Source organism: Bradyrhizobium sp. USDA 3315 (assembly GCF_054056795.1).
In genome coordinates, this window is the sequence record NZ_JBSRYP010000001.1 from 644,058 (window position 1) to 660,155 (window position 16,098).

Annotated in this window: 14 protein-coding genes; 5 read left to right on the forward strand and 9 right to left on the reverse strand. The window is 65.5% G+C overall.

Translation table 11 applies throughout. The features are described from left to right. Positions 1–26: 26 nt before the first annotated feature. Together ACVIYL_RS02860 and ACVIYL_RS02865 are read right to left on the reverse strand one after the other, a co-directional pair. Positions 27–890: an alpha/beta fold hydrolase gene (locus tag ACVIYL_RS02860; RefSeq protein ID WP_456777677.1), complete on the reverse strand. Its 864-nt coding sequence runs from the start codon at positions 888–890 to the stop codon at positions 27–29. Further along, positions 887–1,303, reverse strand: coding sequence for a hypothetical protein (locus tag ACVIYL_RS02865; protein WP_310883303.1), 417 nt, complete (start codon positions 1,301–1,303; stop codon positions 887–889). The genes ACVIYL_RS02860 and ACVIYL_RS02865 overlap by 4 nt, the downstream gene beginning before the upstream one ends. 387 nt (positions 1,304–1,690) lie before the next feature. On the opposite strand from ACVIYL_RS02865, the gene ACVIYL_RS02870 reads away from it, so the two are divergent. From ACVIYL_RS02870 to ACVIYL_RS02880, 3 genes are all read left to right on the forward strand, one after another. Next, complete coding sequence (locus ACVIYL_RS02870) at positions 1,691–2,656, forward strand: Bug family tripartite tricarboxylate transporter substrate binding protein (protein ID WP_038384272.1); 966 nt, start codon at positions 1,691–1,693, stop codon at positions 2,654–2,656. Between the two features lie 191 nt (positions 2,657–2,847). Beyond that, on the forward strand, positions 2,848–3,333 hold the full coding sequence (locus tag ACVIYL_RS02875) for a tripartite tricarboxylate transporter TctB family protein (protein ID WP_028332964.1): 486 nt from the start codon (positions 2,848–2,850) through the stop codon (positions 3,331–3,333). Positions 3,334–3,339: 6 nt separating this feature from the next. Next, positions 3,340–4,848, forward strand: a complete 1,509-nt coding sequence (locus ACVIYL_RS02880) for a tripartite tricarboxylate transporter permease (RefSeq protein WP_028332963.1) — start codon at positions 3,340–3,342, stop codon at positions 4,846–4,848. Positions 4,849–5,005: 157 nt separating this feature from the next. On the opposite strand, the gene ACVIYL_RS02885 is transcribed toward ACVIYL_RS02880, so the two are convergent. The 4 genes from ACVIYL_RS02885 to ACVIYL_RS02900 form a co-directional block, all read right to left on the reverse strand. Further along, positions 5,006–5,851, reverse strand: coding sequence for an IclR family transcriptional regulator (locus ACVIYL_RS02885; protein ID WP_057015479.1), 846 nt, complete (start codon positions 5,849–5,851; stop codon positions 5,006–5,008). Positions 5,852–6,098: 247 nt separating this feature from the next. Next, complete coding sequence (locus ACVIYL_RS02890) at positions 6,099–7,388, reverse strand: MFS transporter (protein WP_456777678.1); 1,290 nt, start codon at positions 7,386–7,388, stop codon at positions 6,099–6,101. A 139-nt stretch (positions 7,389–7,527) separates the two neighbouring features. Beyond that, complete coding sequence (locus tag ACVIYL_RS02895; protein WP_225164260.1) at positions 7,528–8,364, reverse strand: IS5 family transposase; 837 nt, start codon at positions 8,362–8,364, stop codon at positions 7,528–7,530. 228 nt (positions 8,365–8,592) lie between these two features. Continuing rightward, positions 8,593–9,972 carry a M20 family metallopeptidase gene (locus tag ACVIYL_RS02900; protein WP_456777679.1) on the reverse strand — a complete coding sequence of 460 codons (1,380 nt, stop codon included), beginning with the start codon at positions 9,970–9,972 and terminating at the stop codon, positions 8,593–8,595. Between the two features lie 237 nt (positions 9,973–10,209). Between ACVIYL_RS02900 and ACVIYL_RS02905 the strand changes: the two genes are divergently transcribed. After that, positions 10,210–11,595, forward strand: coding sequence for an LLM class flavin-dependent oxidoreductase (locus ACVIYL_RS02905; protein ID WP_456777680.1), 1,386 nt, complete (start codon positions 10,210–10,212; stop codon positions 11,593–11,595). A 281-nt stretch (positions 11,596–11,876) separates the two neighbouring features. Here ACVIYL_RS02905 and ACVIYL_RS02910 read toward each other — a convergent pair whose 3' ends face one another. From ACVIYL_RS02910 to ACVIYL_RS02920, 3 genes are all read right to left on the reverse strand, one after another. Beyond that, the gene (locus tag ACVIYL_RS02910; protein WP_456777681.1) at positions 11,877–13,541 is read right to left on the reverse strand and encodes a thiamine pyrophosphate-binding protein; all 1,665 of its coding nucleotides are present in this window, start codon (positions 13,539–13,541) and stop codon (positions 11,877–11,879) included. 130 nt (positions 13,542–13,671) lie between these two features. Then, positions 13,672–14,187 carry a GFA family protein gene (locus tag ACVIYL_RS02915; RefSeq protein ID WP_456777682.1) on the reverse strand — a complete coding sequence of 172 codons (516 nt, stop codon included), beginning with the start codon at positions 14,185–14,187 and terminating at the stop codon, positions 13,672–13,674. A gap of 62 nt (positions 14,188–14,249) precedes the next feature. After that, positions 14,250–15,377, reverse strand: coding sequence for an alkene reductase (locus ACVIYL_RS02920; protein WP_456777683.1), 1,128 nt, complete (start codon positions 15,375–15,377; stop codon positions 14,250–14,252). Positions 15,378–15,538: 161 nt separating this feature from the next. Here ACVIYL_RS02920 and ACVIYL_RS02925 point away from each other — a divergent pair, with 161 nt between their 5' ends. Further along, the gene (locus ACVIYL_RS02925) at positions 15,539–15,922 is read left to right on the forward strand and encodes a winged helix-turn-helix domain-containing protein (protein WP_016846469.1); all 384 of its coding nucleotides are present in this window, start codon (positions 15,539–15,541) and stop codon (positions 15,920–15,922) included. Positions 15,923–16,098: the final 176 nt, after the last annotated feature.

Below are 16,098 nucleotides of genomic sequence, written 5' to 3' on the forward strand. Positions count from 1 at the left end.
CTACTCCTTGCGTGGAAACGGTCGTTCTAGTGCGTGAGAATATCAGCGAGGACGGGTGCGATATAGCGGCGAAACTGTTCCGGATTCTCGCTCATCGGAAAATGACCGAGCTGCTCCATGATCGTGACGCTGGCGCCCCCTATTGCCGCTGCCGTCCGCCTCGTGTCCTCAGGCGTGCAAGAGAAATCATACTCGCCCGTAAGCAGATAGAGGTTGCATACTTTAGTCTCGATTGACGCGACCCGGCCGCGCAGGTCGCCGTCGACACGGTAGAAATACAGGTCGCCCTTGAACACGCCGGGGCCGCCCTGCTTGTAGGCCCACAGCGTTTCCATCCGCGCAGGCTCCGGGCTTTGCGGGGCGATCAGCCCGGACACCAGCGCGGCGCAGACTTCGCCGCCGTGAACGTCCGGCCGGTTCAGCCAGTTGGTGTCATACCACGGCGCCTGGAAATCGGCAGCCTCGAGCCCGATCAGCGCGCGGAACTCGGCGGCATATTCGATCGCAAGGTTAAGCACGATGCGGCCGCCGATCGAGCAGCCCATCACGACAGGCTTCTCCAACCGCAGCGCACGGCAGAAAGCGCGGATGGTCTCGGTGTAGCGCGCAGTGGTGAGTTGGTATTCATCGCCGGTCCAGCTCATCGGCGGATTCGACTTGCCATGCCAGGGCATATCGAAGGCAATGATGCGGAAATTTTCGGCAAATTGCGTATCCGCGAGCAGATGGCGCCACTGCCGCGCATCCGATCCCGCGGTGTGCAGGCAGACCAGCGGAATGCCCGTGCCGTTCTCCTCGAAATAGATCCGGTGCAGCTCGCCGCCGATCTCGACGTGAACGTAGCGGCCGACCATCGGCTCGATGTGGCCGTCCATGATCTTGCCGCTCATGATACGGCCGCCGCGAAATGCTGCCGCGGCAGCGCCAGCAGGTCCTTGAAGTATTGCAGATGCGCCATGAAGGGATGCAGGTCGCCTTCCAGCACGGCCTCGCCGCGCTTGGTCAACGCCAGCAGATCGTGCCAGCCGGGCTTCGGCTCGGCCTGCCAATAGGCGGACCAGGCCTGCGGCGTCGCGCGATAGGAAAAGCGCCAGGAGCGCATCAGGACCGGCGAAGGCGCAAGTTCGACGATGCGCCCGGCCCGGATCGCGGCATGAAACGGCCGCGCCATCGGGCCGATCAGGCAGTCGCAATCGAGCAGCCGCCCGCGCGCAAGCAGCCGAGGGGCCTCGTCGAGCAACGCGGGAAGGCCGGCAAACGCCCTCGTCACAGCGTCGTCGGTGGCGTCAGGCGATGGCGTCATCTGTCGGGCGGCGTTCCTGCAGCGGGCGGCGCCATGATGACGGCAACCGCGCAATCCTGCAAGGCGCCGATGCCTTTGGGTTCCCTTGATTATTCGCTTGACCAAACCCGGCTTGCCGGTCAGGCGCGCACACCCCGCGCCCTCCCGGCACATTGCCAGGAACGGCCAATCCGTCCGACCAAAGGCCGATTGAATTCCGCGGCTCGGCAGGTCGCGCCAAATCGCGGCAGACCAATTGTCGCAGCCGGCGCTTCGAGCGCAATTCGCGCTTCCGTTGCCCGCCCCGTTCTGTCCAATGCGCTCGGTCCCAGCATGACAGGGACAATCATTGCCAACACCGAACAAGACGCGGCCGCGATCGAACGCGGTCATAAGGGAGAGATCGAGATGTCGCACCGCAATCGCTTGATGGTCCTGCTCGCCGCCGCCGGCATGCTGGTGTCAACAGCGGCGCTCGCGCAGGACTATCCGACCAAGCCGATCACGCTGATCGTGCCATGGCCGGCGGGCGGCTCGACCGATATCTCGATGCGCGCGATCGCCGAGAGCGCCTCGAAGGTGCTGGGCCAGCCGATCGCGGTCGACAACAAGGCCGGCGGCGGCGGCACCGTGGGTCCCGCGACGATGGCCGCCGGCGCCAAGCCCGACGGCTACACCATCGCCCAGATCCCGATCACCGTGTTCCGCCTGCCCCTGATGCAGGAGGTGTCCTGGGATCCGGCGAAGGATTTCTCCTACATCATTCACCTCACCGGCTACACCTTCGGCGTCACCACCAACGCGGAGTCGCAGTTCAAGACCTGGCAGGACGTGGTCGATTTCGCCAAGAAGAACCCGGGCAAGGTGACCTATGCGACGCCCGGCACCGGCACCTCGCTGCATGTCGGCATGGAACAGATCGCCCTGATGGCCGGGATCAAGCTGACCCAGGTGCCGTTCAAGGGCGGCGCCGAGACCAATGCGGCCGTGCTCGGCCAGCACACCATGCTGCAGGCGGATTCCACCGGCTGGCGGCCGCTGGTCGATGCCGGCAAGCTCCGCCTGTTGATGGTGTGGACCGGCGCGCGCTCGCCGAACTATCCGGACGTACCGACGCTGAAGGAGCTCGGCTACCCCATGGTCTATGACTCGCCGTTCGGCATCGCCGGCCCCAAGGGCATGGACCCCAAGATCGTCGCCAAGCTGCACGATGCCTTCAAGAAGGCGATCGAGGACCCGGCGGTGATCGCGACCCTCGCCAAATACGACATGGTGCCGAACTACAAGAACACCGAGGACTACAAGAAGTTCGTGGGGGAGGTCACCGAGTCCGAGCGCAAGGTGATCGACACGCTCGGGCTGGCCAAGAAGTAAGGACTGGCCGCGAAGTCTCCGTCCGTCATTGCGAGGAGCGAAGCGACGAAGCAATCCATCCCTCCGCACATGCGGTGAAATGGATTGCTTCGCGGAGCCTGTCATCCGGCGGCGCTTCGCGCCGACCGGGTGGCTCGCAATGACGGGGATAGGTCGATGCCCCACCTTGCGACTTGACGAGAGCACATCCCATGACAGACCAAACCAACGTCAAATTCCGCCTCAACAACTCCGAGCTCTGGGGCGGGCTGATCGGGCTCGGGCTCGGCGCCTTCGTGATCTGGTCGGGCCTCAAGCTGAAGCTCGGCACCATCAACGATCCCGGCTCCGGCTACGTGCTGTTCTACACCGGCATCCTGATGTGCGTGTTCGCGGCCTCGATCATGATCGCGGCGGTCACTGAGGGCGGCCCGACCTTCGCCTCGCGCTGGGAGAATGCGCGCTGGGGCAAGCCGGTGCTGGTCATCGTCTGCCTCACCGCGTTCGCCTTTGCGCTGGAGCCGCTCGGCTTCCTGTTGTCGGCGATCCCGCTGATGCTGTTGCTGCTCCGCGTGATCGATCCGGTGCGCTGGTCGCTGGCGATCCCGCTGTCCATCCTTGCCCCGCTCGGGATGTGGTGGGTGCTGAAGCACCTGCTCGCGATCCAGCTGCCGAGCGGCATGTTCGAGATCGGTTGAGCGCCCATGGATACTCTCGTCAACGTCGCCCACGGCCTCGGCGTCGCGCTGCTGCCGATCAACCTGCTCTACTGCTTCATCGGCGTGTTCATCGGCACGCTGGTCGGCGTGCTGCCCGGCATCGGCCCGATCTCGGCGATGTCGCTGCTGCTGCCGGTGACGCTGTCCGGCACGCCGGAATCCGGCATCATCATGATGGCCGGCATCTATTACGGCTCGATGTATGGCGGATCGACCACCTCGATCCTGGTCAATATCCCCGGCGAAGCGGCTTCCGTCGTCACCTGCATCGACGGCCACCAGATGGCCAAGCAGGGCCGCGCCGGCCCCGCGCTCGGCATCTCCGCCTTCGGCTCGTTCATCGCCGGCACCTTTGCGCTGATCGCCCTGATGCTGGTGGCGCCCTCGCTCGCCAGCGTCGCGATCGCGTTCGGGCCGGCCGAATATTTCAGCCTGATGGTGCTCGGCCTGGTGGTGCTGACCTTCCTCACCCAGGGCTCGATGGCCAAGGCGCTGCTGATGGCCTGCATCGGCGTCGTGCTCGGCCTGGTCGGGCTCGACAGCATCACGGCGCAGCCGCGGCTGACCTTCGGCCGCCTCGAGCTGATCGACGGCATCGGCCTGGTGCCGGTCGTGATGGGCCTGTTCGGCGTCGCCGAGGTGCTGCTCAACACCGAGCAAGCGATCAAGCGCGACATCATCAAGACCAGGATCAACCAATTGCTGCCGAGCAAGGAGGACTGGAAGGCCAGCGCCGGACCGGTGGCGCGCGGCACGGTGCTCGGCTTCTTCCTCGGCATCCTGCCCGGCGGCGGCGCCGTGGTGGCATCGTTCGCCTCCTACGCGCTGGAGAAGCGGCTCTCGAAGCATCCGGAGCGCTTCGGCCACGGCGCGATCGAGGGCGTCGCGGGGCCGGAATCGGCCAACAATTCCGCGGCCGGCGGCGCCTTCATTCCGCTGATGACGCTCGGCATCCCACCGAACGTGGTGATGGCGCTGCTGCTCGGCGCCTTCGTGATCCACGGCCTGCAGCCCGGACCGTTGATGATCTCGCAGAACCCGACGCTGTTCTGGGGCATCGTCGCCAGCATGTATATCGGCAACCTGATGCTCTTGGTGCTCAACCTGCCGATGATCGGCATGTGGGTGCAGCTGCTGCGGCTGCCCTACAACGTGCTGTTCCCGCTGATCATCCTGTTCACGATCATCGGCGTCTATTGCTCCAGCAACAACGTGTTCGACGTCCACGTCATGATCGCGTTCGGCGTGATCGGCTATTTCATGCGCAAACTCGGCTACGAGCCGGCGCCGCTGGTGCTGGCCTTCGTGCTCGGGCCGATGCTGGAGAACAATCTGCGCAAGTCGCTGATCCTCTCCCAGGGCAACCTCATGACCTTCGTGGAACGGCCGATCTCGGCGATCTGCCTCGCCTTCGCGCTGGTGCTGCTGGTCGGCCCGCTGCTGCCCTCGCTGCGCAAGAAGCGCGAGCTGGTGGCGCTGGATGAGGGGGCGTAGGAGAGCGAGCCCGACTTCAGCCGCGCCGGCAGCGCGCCCCCTCGCCCCGTTCTTACGGGGAGAGGGTTGGGGTGAGGGGCTGCCTCCGCAAGCACGGTGATAGCAGTATCCGCGGAGGCCCCCCTCACCCGCACGCGGGGAGAGGCAAAGTGGCAGCTCAACCGACCTTCGCCGCACGCCCGTTCTTCGGCGCCTGGGCCAGGGCGCGGGCCAGCACCTGGGCTTCCTTCTTCAGCATGTCGGCGAGCTCGCCTTCTCGGCGGCGGATGCGGTCGGACGCGGCGCCGATCGAGAGCGCGGCGACCACCTCGCCGGCATCGTCGCGGACCGGCACGCCGACGCCGCCCATGCCGGGGAACGCGGCGTCGATCAGCACGGTGTGGCCGGCCTTGCGTGCCATGGCGATCCGCTCGCGCAGGAACTTTGGCGTGATGCGCGGCGATTTCGCCAGCCGCGGCACGATCACCTCGATCACAGCCTCGATCTCGGCATCCGGCAGCCAGACCAGCAGCGCCAGCGCGCCGGCGCCGACGCCGAGCGGACGGCGGCTGCCGATCTGCAGATAGTTCGGCTGCAGCGGATGGTTGCCGACCGAGCGCGCCAGATAAAGCGCCTCAACGCCGGAGCGCACCGACAGCAGCGCCGTATCGGCCGAGCGCTCCGACAGCCGGAGCAGGCTCGGCTGCGCCAGCTCGGCGATGTCGACCGAACGGCGCGCGCCGACCGCCATCACCCGCGCCTCCTGGCCGAGCTCATAGGTCTTGGCGCCGGCGACGCGGCTGACGAAGCCTTCCTCAATCAGCGAGTTGAGAATGCGCAGCGCCGTCGCCTTGTTCAGCGAGGTGGAGTCGGCGATGTCGGTGAGCCGCAACGGCGAGCGCTGCGCCAGCACGCGCAGGATCGCGCAGACCTTCTGGATCGCGTTGAACTTGTCGGGTTGGCCCGGCTCCGGCAGTGGCCTCTTGCGGCTGGTCCGTGCGGTCGCAGTCGTGGAGGCGTTCATGCCCTGGCCTTCCTTGCCGTCAATTCCAAATCCTGAACCGCGCACGACGTTTAGACGCGCCCGGCGGACATCATCCTAGGACGGATGACGTGCGCCGGACACCGTATACTTTCGTCAGATGAAACTTTGATTTCGACTATCTACGCTGCTGTGCAACAATAAGGATATTTGAATTTCGCATCACGAAATCTGATGCGGTTAGCATGATCCTTTCGAAAAACCGCTTCGCACTTTTTCGGATCATGCGCTACGCCAGCCGCAGCCTGCGGATCGTGAACAGCGCGCAGAGGCTGAGGATGCAGACGGCGGTGAGATAGTAACCCGGCGCGAGCTCGCCGATCGCCGCGAAGCCACCCATCCAGGTCATGATCGCCGGCCCCATGCCGCCGAACAAGGTGACGCCGATATTGTAGCTGAGACCGAGCCCGGTCGCACGCGTCGCCGCCGGAAACAGTTCCGACATCAGCGCGGCGAGCGGCCCGTAATACAGCGACTTGAGGACGCCGAGCCAGAGCACGCCGATCAGGATGATCATCGGCGTCGGCTTGCCGGTGAGCAGGAGGAAGGCCGGGAAGATCGACACCAGCAACAGCAGCGCGAACAGGATCATGTGGGTGGTGCGTCCGATCTTGTCGGAGACCATGCCTGCGATCGGCGCCAGCAGCGCAACCGCGGTCTGCGCGGCGAACGAGGCGATGAAGCCAACCGATGGCGCGAGGTTGAGCGTCTTCACCACATAGGTCGGCATGTAGACGATCAAATAGTTGACCGCGGTCGACACCGCGAGCGCGCCGATCGCGAGCATCGTGGCGAGCTTCTGCCGCGCGAACACTTCCCTGACCGGCGATTCCTTCTTCGCCGCCGGCGGCGGGGTCGCATCGTCGACATGGTTGCGGATGTAGATGCCGACCGGGCCGATCAGGACGCCGAACAGGAACGGCAGCCGCCAGCCCCAGGACTGCAGATCCTCCGGGCTCATCAGCGAGGTCAGCAGCGCACCGAAGCCCGCGCCCAACAGACCGCTGACGCCCTGGCTCGCGAACTGCCAGCTCGCCACGAAACCGCGCCGCTCCGGCATGTGCTCGACCAGAAACGCGGTCGAGGAGCCGAACTCGCCGCCGGCGGAAAAGCCCTGCACCAGCCGCGCCAGCAGCACCGCGATCGGCGCCAGGATGCCGATGGTCTGATAGGTCGGCATCAGCGCCAGCACCAGCGTGCCCAGCGTCATCAGCACGATCGACAGCATCAGCGAGGCCTTGCGGCCGTGCCGGTCGGCATAGGCGCCGAGCACGACGCCGCCGATCGGGCGGATCAGAAACGACAGGCCGAAGCTGCCGAAGGTCAACAGCAGCGAGGTGGTCGGATCATTGGCCGGGAAGAACGCCTTGGAAAGATACACCGCGAAGTAGGCGTAGACCGAGATGTCGTACCATTCGAGCGCATTGCCGACCGAAGTCGCAACGATCAGGCGGGTGATGTTTTTCTTGGTCGTAACGTCGGCTTCGGAGTTAATCGGCGTCGATGTCGATAGTGTCATCAAATTTCCTTGGCCGTGTCGGCACTCTTCTCTCAACGCGTTGTACCCGGGCTTATCGTTCGAAGAACGGCGTTGCGTCCGCTCGCCTAAGCCCGGCCATTCACATCCTCCCCGTCATCCTGAGAGTCTGACTCATAAATCACCCAACCTTAGCTGCAGCCGCGAGTCTGCGGGTCAGGAGCCTGATGTGTGCAATCAGCAGCCAGGCAGCTTCGGTTGCCACCGTCGCCTCGAAGTCCTTGGCGAGGCGGCGGCATCTGCCGAACCAAGCGAATGTGCGTTCAACCACCCACCGCCTCGGCAGAAGCTGGAAGCCTTTGACGCCTTGAGGCCGCTCGACGATCTCGACAGTCCATGGACCGCAGTCTGAGAGCGCGTCGAGGAGTTGATTTCCGCGGTAGATCCGGTCGGCAAAGACGTGGCGCAGCCGGGGGAAGTTCATCCGCACGTTCTTCAGCAGCGGTACGGCGCCATGGCAGTCCTGAACGTTGGCCGGATGAACATGAACCCCGAGGAGGAGGCCATTGGTATCCGTCACGATATGCCGCTTGCGGCCGTAGATGCGCTTGCCTGCATCGTAGCCGCGCGGTCCGCCAGCTTGCGTGGTCGGCGCACTTTGACTGTCGATCACGGCTGCCGTCGGCTTCGGTGTCCGTCCAAGCTTTTTTCGCGCCCGTCGGACAAGCACGCTGACAATCCTCTGCCACCGGCCTGTATCCCGCCATCTATAAAAATAGCCCTGCACCGTCGAATAGGGCGGGAACTCCTGCGGCAACGCCCGCCACTGGCAGCCGGTCGAAACGATATAGAGGATCGCTTCGATCACACGACGCAGCTCCGTCTTACGCGGCCGGCCGCGCCGGTTCGCTCGCGGCAACAGGCGTCTGATCAGCGCCCACTCCGCATCGGTCATATCGCTTGCATAACGCAGATCGTCCCGCCGATATTGCTCCCGAGTGATCTTGGTCCAGGGCATCGTGCTCTCCCTCGAATCTTTGCAAATCCGATGGAATCACACCCCACTGAGATCACTCACCCATTTTTCAGTCAGGCTCTGAGGAGCGGCGTCAGCCGCGTCTCGAAGGATCGACGGCCACCGGCGGGGCCGTGCATCCTTCGAGGCTCGCTCCGCTCGCACCTCCAGCGACAAAGGCGAAGCCTTTGCGCGGGGATGACGGGGAAAAAGCGCGCCCGTCCTTCGACCTTAACGCGCGGCCTCGCCGAGGTCCCAGAACAGGCCGGCCATGATGGTCAGCGCCTCCTCGGTCACCGGCAGCAGGATGTGCTCGTCGGGGGCGTGCTGCGAGCAGCCCGGATAGGAATGCGGCACCCAGATCGTCGGCAGGCCGAGGCCTTCGGAGAACACGTCGTTCGGCAGCGAGCCGCCGAAGTTCGGCAGCACCGCCGGCGCCTTGCCGGTGGTGGCGCGGATCGAGTTCGCCGCCCAGTCGATCCACGGGCTGTCCATGTCGGTGCGCGAGGCGGCAAAGCGCTGCGTGCCCGAGACCTCGACCATCGGGAAACCGTTGTTGTGCAGATAGTCCCGCACCGCGTCGATCACCTCGAGATGCCGGGTGCCGACGACGAAGCGGAGCTGCAGCACGGCGTTGGCCTTGCCGGGAATCGCGTTGGCCGGCTTTTCGATATTGCCCGACGACATCGCCAGCACCTCCAGCGTGTTCCAGGCATAGAGCCGCTCCGCCGCGGTCAGGCCCTCCTCGCCCCAATCTTCCGCCAGCGCCGGTTCGTCTGCCGACGGCTTGACCTCGACGTCGGCGAGCGCGACGCGGACGCGGTTCGAGATCGGCGGGGGTTTCAGGATCTCGAGCTTCATGCGACCCTTGCCGTCGACCAGGCTCGCGATCGCGCTCGCCAGGATCGTGGCGGGATTGGCGAGCACGCCGCCCCAATTGCCGGAATGGTTGCCGCCCTCGCGCAGATTGACGTCGAGATGGATGCGGTTGCCGCCGCGGCAGCCGAGGAAGATGGTCGGCCGCTCCGCCGACAGCCGCGGCCCGTCGGAGGCAATGAACAGGTCGGCCTTCAGCTCCTCGCGATGCGCCTCGCAGACCTCGCGCAGATCGGGCGAGCCGATCTCCTCGCCGGTCTCGATGATGAATTTGGCATTGAAGCCGAGCTTGCCGCCGCGCGCCTGCTTCACCGCGCGCAGCGCCGCCATGTTGATCGAATGCTGGCCCTTGTTGTCGGCGGTGCCGCGGCCATAGACGCGCTCGCCCTTGACCGTGGTCTGCCAGGGATTGAGCCCGTCGCGCCATTCGCCGACCATGCCGTCGACGACGTCGCCATGGCCGTAGGTCAGCACGGTCGGCCGCGAAGCGCCTTCCTGATAGTCGGCAATCAGATAGGGCCCGCGGCCGGTCGGCGACTCGATCAGGTGGGTCTTGAAATCGAGCTCGGCGAAGGCCGGTTGCAGATTCTCCACCAGATAGGCGCGCAGCGCATCGGCCTTGTCGGCATTCAGGCTCTCGGTCTGGTAGCCGACCCTGCGGTCCAGTTCCTTCAAGAACTCTCCCGATTGAAAATGCTCTCGCACCTTTGCGATTGCGTCGGCCCGTGTCGCCATGATTGTTCCTTCGTCCGGTCGCGTCTTGGCATGATCGCACCGGAACGCCACGCTTTGCGTCCCGATCATGCTTCTGGAGGGGCGCAACCTATCGGGATCGGCTCGCGACCGGAAGGGCGCGAAATGCGAATGGGCCTTGCCAAAACGTGGGAAGTCGCAACAAGTTGAAGCGGGACGCCCGGCATCGACCGGGCAGCATTCGAAGCGGCGCGCAAGGTTTCGACCAAGGTTTCGACAATGACAAAGCAAATCCGGCTCAACGCCTTTGCCATGAACTGCGTGGCGCATCAGTCGCCGGGTCTGTGGACCCATCCGCGCGACCGCACCAAGGACTACAACAAGCTGTCCTACTGGATCGATCTGGCGAAGACGCTGGAGCGCGGCCGATTCGACGGGCTGTTCCTCGCCGACGTGCTCGGCGTCTACGACGTGTATGCCGGCAATCCGGATGCGGCGCTGCGCAACGCGGCGCAGACCCCGGCCAACGAACCGTTGATGCTGATTCCAGCGATGGCGGCGGTGACCGAAAATCTCGGCTTTGGTGTCACCAGCAATCTCTCCTTCGAGCCGCCCTACCCGTTCGCGCGGCGGATGTCGACGCTCGATCATCTGACCGGCGGCCGGGTCGGCTGGAACGTGGTGACCGGCTATCTCGATTCCGCCGCGCGCGGCGCCGGCAAGGACAAGCAGACCGCGCATGACGACCGCTACGAGCTCGCCGACGAATATATGGAGCTGGTCTACAAGCTCTGGGAAGGCAGCTGGGAGGACGATGCCGCGATCCGCGACGTCGCGCGCGGCATCTTCACCGATCCGAGCAAGGTGCATCCGGTACACCATGACGGCAACAACTACCGGCTCAACGCGATCCACCTGTCGGAGCCGTCGCCGCAGCGCACGCCGGTGCTCTACCAGGCCGGCACCTCGCCGCGCGGCCGGCAGTTCGCCGCCGAGCACGCCGAATGCGTGTTCATGTCGGGACCGTCGGCGAAGGTGATCGGTCCGCGCGTTTCGGCGATCCGCGAGCTCGCCGCCGCGAAGGGCCGCAACCCGGCCGAGATCCTGATGTTCTCGATGATGTGCGTCGTGGTGGCGCCGACCGAGGCGGAGGCGAAGGCGAAGTACGCCGAGTATCGCCGCCATATCAGCCATGAGGGCGCACTGGCGCTGATGTCGGGCTGGACCGGCGTCGACTTCTCGACCTATTCGCTCGACCAGGAAGTGCGCCACGTGCAGAACGACGCCGGTCGTTCCGCGATGGACAACGTCACCCGCGCCGATCCCGACCGGGTCTGGACCGTGCGCGAGGTCGCCGAGCATGTCGGCATCGGCGGCGCCGGCCCCGTGGTGGTCGGCTCGCCCGAGCAGGTCGCCGACAAGATCGAGCAATGGTTCGAGGACACCGACGTCGACGGCCTCAACGTCGCGTTTGCGATCTCACCCGGCGATTTCGAGGACATCGCCGACATGCTGGTGCCGGAGCTCGTCAAGCGCGGCCGCTACAAGCGGGAGTATGCCAAGGGCACCTTGCGGGAGAAGCTGTTCGGCGCAGGGCGTGCGAGGCTCGATGCGACGCATCCGGCGAGTCGGTATCGGGTGAAGCGTAGCGCTGCGGCGGAGTGATCCGCGCCGTCATTGCGAGCCACCCGGTCGGCGCGAAGCGCCGCCGGATGACAGGCTCAGCGAAGCAATCCATCGTTCCGCATATGCGGGATCATGGATTGCTTCGTCGCTTCGCGCCTCGCAATGACGCGGCACACACATCTGCCCATCCTGTCATCCTGAGGAGCGCGCTCTTGCGCGCGTCTCGAAGGATCGACGGCCACCGGCCGGGCCGTGCACCCTTCGAGACGCGCTTCGCGCTCCTCAGGGTGACGGGGATGGATTGAGCACGCAGCGAAATCTCAATTCACCGAATTGCTCACCACCACCTCGATCAGCTTCGCGCCGGGCCGGCTGAACGCCGACTTCATCACACCCTTCAGCTCCTGCGGATCGGTGACCTTGATCGCCTCGAGCCCAAGCGAGCGTGCGAGGGCGGTGAAATCGACCGGCGGGTCGATGAAGTCCATGCCGACATAGTTGTCGTCGCCGTGGAAGGCGAGCAGGCGCTGCTTGATGATGCGGTAGCCGCCATTGTTGACGATGACGAAGTTGAGCGGCAGCTTGTGATTGGCTGCGGTCCACAGCGACTGGATCGAATACATCGACGAGCCGTCGCCGGAATAGCACACCACCGGACGCTCTGGATTGGCGAGGCTGACGCCGACCGCGGCCGGCAGGCCCCAGCCGATGCCGCCGGATGCCAGCGCGTGATAGCCGTAGCGGTCGCGATGCGGCCTCAAGCCAATGATCTGGCGCGACGAGGTCAGGCCCTCGTCGACCAGGATCGCGTTGTCGGGCATCGCCTCCACGACCTGCAACGCCAGCCAGTCCGGATCGATCGGCGAGGTCTGGCTCGCCTTCGAGATCTGCTCGACCAGCGCCTTGCGCTTCGCCGCCCAGTTCTTCGTCGACAAGGCCGCGAGTCCCCGCTTGGCGCGCGTCTCCAGCGCGCCGTCGGCGGCCTCCTTCAACGCCGGCACCAGCGCGCGCAGCGTTTCCTTGACGTCCGCCTTCACCGCGATCTCGGCGCCGTAGTTCCTGGCAAGGTCGCTGTCGACCAGGCCGACCTGCACGACCGAGAGCCCGTCCGGCAGCGGATCGACCTCGCTGTAAACAGACATCCGCAGCGGATCGCCGCCGAGCGCGATCAACAGATCATGCGGCGCCAGCACGTCGCGCGCGACCTTCTGCAGCCGCGCGATCGCGCCCATGAAGCTTGGGCTTTCGGACAGGAAATGCGAACCGTAGGGCGTCGGCGATTGCCAGGCCGGGCAGCCCAGCGTCTCGGCGAGATCGGCCGCCTCGCGCAGCGCATCGCTTTTCACGATCTCGTCGCCGACGACGATCACCGGTCGCTCCGCTTTCAGGATGCGCGCGGCCAGCGCCTTGAGCGAATCCTCCGACGGCCGGACCCGCGTGTCGATCCGGGTGGAGCGGCCGAGCTCGATGCCGGCTTCGGAATTGAGAATGTCGCCGGGCAGCGAAATGAACACCGGCCCGGTCGGCGGCGTGGTCGCGATCTTGGCGGCGCGGCGCACGATGCGCGGCAGGTCTTCGAGCCGCGTCACCTCGACCGCCCATTTCACCAGCGGCGTCGCCATCTGCACCAGCGGACCGTAGAGCACCGGTTCGGTCAGGCCGTGGCCCTGTTCCTGCTGCCCGGCGGTCAGGATCAGCGGCGTGCCGGTGAAGCTGGCATTGTAGAGCGAGCCCATCGCATTGCCGAGGCCCGGCGCAACATGAACATTGCAGGCGACCAGCTTGCCGGAGGCGCGGCTGAAGCCGTCGGCCATCGCGACCACCAGGCTCTCCTGCATCGCCATCACATAGGTGAGATCGGGATGGTCCTTCAGCGCGTGCATGATCGGCAGTTCGGTGGTGCCGGGATTGCCGAACAGATGGGTGACGCCCTCATCCTTCAGCAGCGCCAAAAATGCCGAGCGGCCAGTAATGCGATTCTTCATGTTCCCTCCAGGCCTGTCGGCGCGTTGACCGACGGGGATCAAGGGAGATGACCAAACTTGCGCAGCTGGAGCAATCGAGCAGGCGGTCATGGCCGCATTCCGCAGGCGCGCGCCTGAGGCGAAACGCTCGCTAGAACATCCCCTCGCGCTCGCTGCGCTTCCTCTTTTTCGAGCGCTGCCAGACCACGCCGGGATAGCCCTTCAGCGGCACCAGCGGCTCGCCGGTGTAGGCCCATTCCTGCAGTTCCTCGATCGCGATGTGATAGAGCGGCTGCCGGCCGGTGCGCCCCGAGAACAGCGCGCGCGGGATGTTGACCATGTGCGGCGACCGCGCGCGTTCGTAGATGATGGGCGTGCCGCAATTGGCACAGAAGCTGCGCGCGGTCTTGCTTTTCGCGTCCTCGTAACGCGACAGCTCGCTCTCGCCCTGCGTGATGCGGAAGCGCTTCTTCCAGCTGCCGACATAGGTCGCATAAACCGCGCCGTGCGCACGACGGCTGGCGGCGCTGTGATCATGCCAGGCCCAGCGCGCCGGCACGTCGATCTCGAACCGCACCTTGCCGCACAGGCATTGGCCGGCCGCGGGCTTCGCCAGCGCCACCGGCTTTGGCTTCTTGGTCGGCTCGAACTCGTCGTCCGGAAACATCGCGGTCTCCCATCAAGGCACTGTAGCCCGGACGAGCGAAGCGATATCCGGGCTACGAAGAGTTAAGCCTGCGCCAATTCGTCGTGCACCGGATAATCCGTGTAGCCCTTCTCCTCGCCGGCATAGAAGGTGGCGCGGTTGTACTTGGTCAGTGGATAGCCGCGCTGCAGACGGCGCGGCAGGTCCGGATTGGAGATGAAGTAGCGGCCGAACGCGATCGCATCTGCATGGCCTTCGGCGACCGCGCTCTGTGCGGTTTCGCTGACGAAATTGCCAGCCGTGATCAGCACGCCGCTCCACATCGGGCGGTACAGCACCATCGCGGACGGCACGTTCTGCCAATCGACCTCGGCACGCCCGGTGCCCGAGGCGCGCGGCTCGATGAAATGCAGATAGGCGAGCCCGAGCTTGTCGAGCGCCGTGATGGCGTGGCTGTAGAGCGGCATCGGGTCAGCCTCGCCGCTGCCATTGGCGATGCCGTAGGGCGAGAGCCGGACGCCGACGCGGCTGGCGCCCCAGACCTCGGTCACCGCCTGCGTCACCTCCATCAGGAAGCGGACGCGGTTCTCGATCGAGCCACCGTACCGGTCGGTGCGCAGATTGCTGCGCGACTGCAGGAACTGCTCGATCAGATAGCCATTGGCGCCGTGAACCTCGACGCCATCGAAGCCGGCGGCGAGCGCGTTTTTCGCGCCTTCCCGATAGGCCTCGACCATCAGGGCGACCTCGTCGGTATCGAGCGCGCGCGGCGTCTCGTAGTCGACCACCTTGCCGTCCGCCGTCATGCACTTGAACTCGGAGGGGATCGCCACCGCCGACGGCGCCACCGGCAGCGCGCCGCCCGGCTGGAACGAGGAATGCGAGACGCGGCCGACGTGCCAGAGCTGCAGGAAGATCAAGCCGCCCTTGGCGTGCACGGCATCCACCACCTCGCGCCAGCCCGCGATCTGGGCCTCGCTATAGATGCCGGGAACACCGGGATTGCCGAAGCCGGTCGCGACCACCGGCGAGGCCTCCGCGATCAGCAGGCCGCCCGGCGTGGCGCGCTGCGCGTAATATTCCGCGTTCATCGGCCGCGGCGCGAGGCTCGGCCGCGCCGCCCGCATCCGCGTCAGCGGCGCCATCACGACGCGATGTTCGAGCTGGTAGGGACCGATCTTGAGCGGAGAGAACAGCGACGGAGGATTCATGCCTGCCCCAATTAATCTTGTGTCATTTCCCGTTGTAGTCCGGGCATGATCCGCCCGGAAAACCGGTACCCACTTTTCCGGATCATGCCCGTTATCTAACGGGTTCATCTTGTTCATGAAAGCGGGTAGTGGCAATCTGTTGCCACGAGAACAGGTCTCCCATGTCGAAATCGAGCGCCTCATCGCTCCCCTCCCTCAGCGTCCGCATCGACCTCGATGCCGAGGACCGGATCGGGCCGGGCAAGATCCTGCTGCTTGAGCGGATCAAGGAATGCGGCTCGATCTCCGCCGCCGGCCGCGCCATGGACATGAGCTACAAGCGCGCCTGGGACCTGGTCGACGAGATCAACCGCATCTGCCGGCAGGCGGCGGTGGAACGGCAGACCGGCGGCAAGAATGGCGGCGGCGCGGTGTTGACCCCGTTCGGCCTCTCCTTGGTGGCACGCTACCGCAAGATCGAGCGCGACGCGGCAAGCGCCGTACGCAAGGATCTCGAGGCGCTGCGCAGCGACATCGGCAAGCCGAAGAAGGCCGCCGGACGCTAAACGCAGGAACCGGCGGCCGCAGCACGGGGCGCTTACGAAAAATATCGAAAACAACCCCATGCAAAGGAGCCGGCGGCGGCCGGCGTTCGACAACGCAGCTTGACGCGTCGGGCAAATCAGGGGTATTATTCTAATATTCCGAAATCATGCGGGCGTTGGGGTGAGGGCTTCGCTCC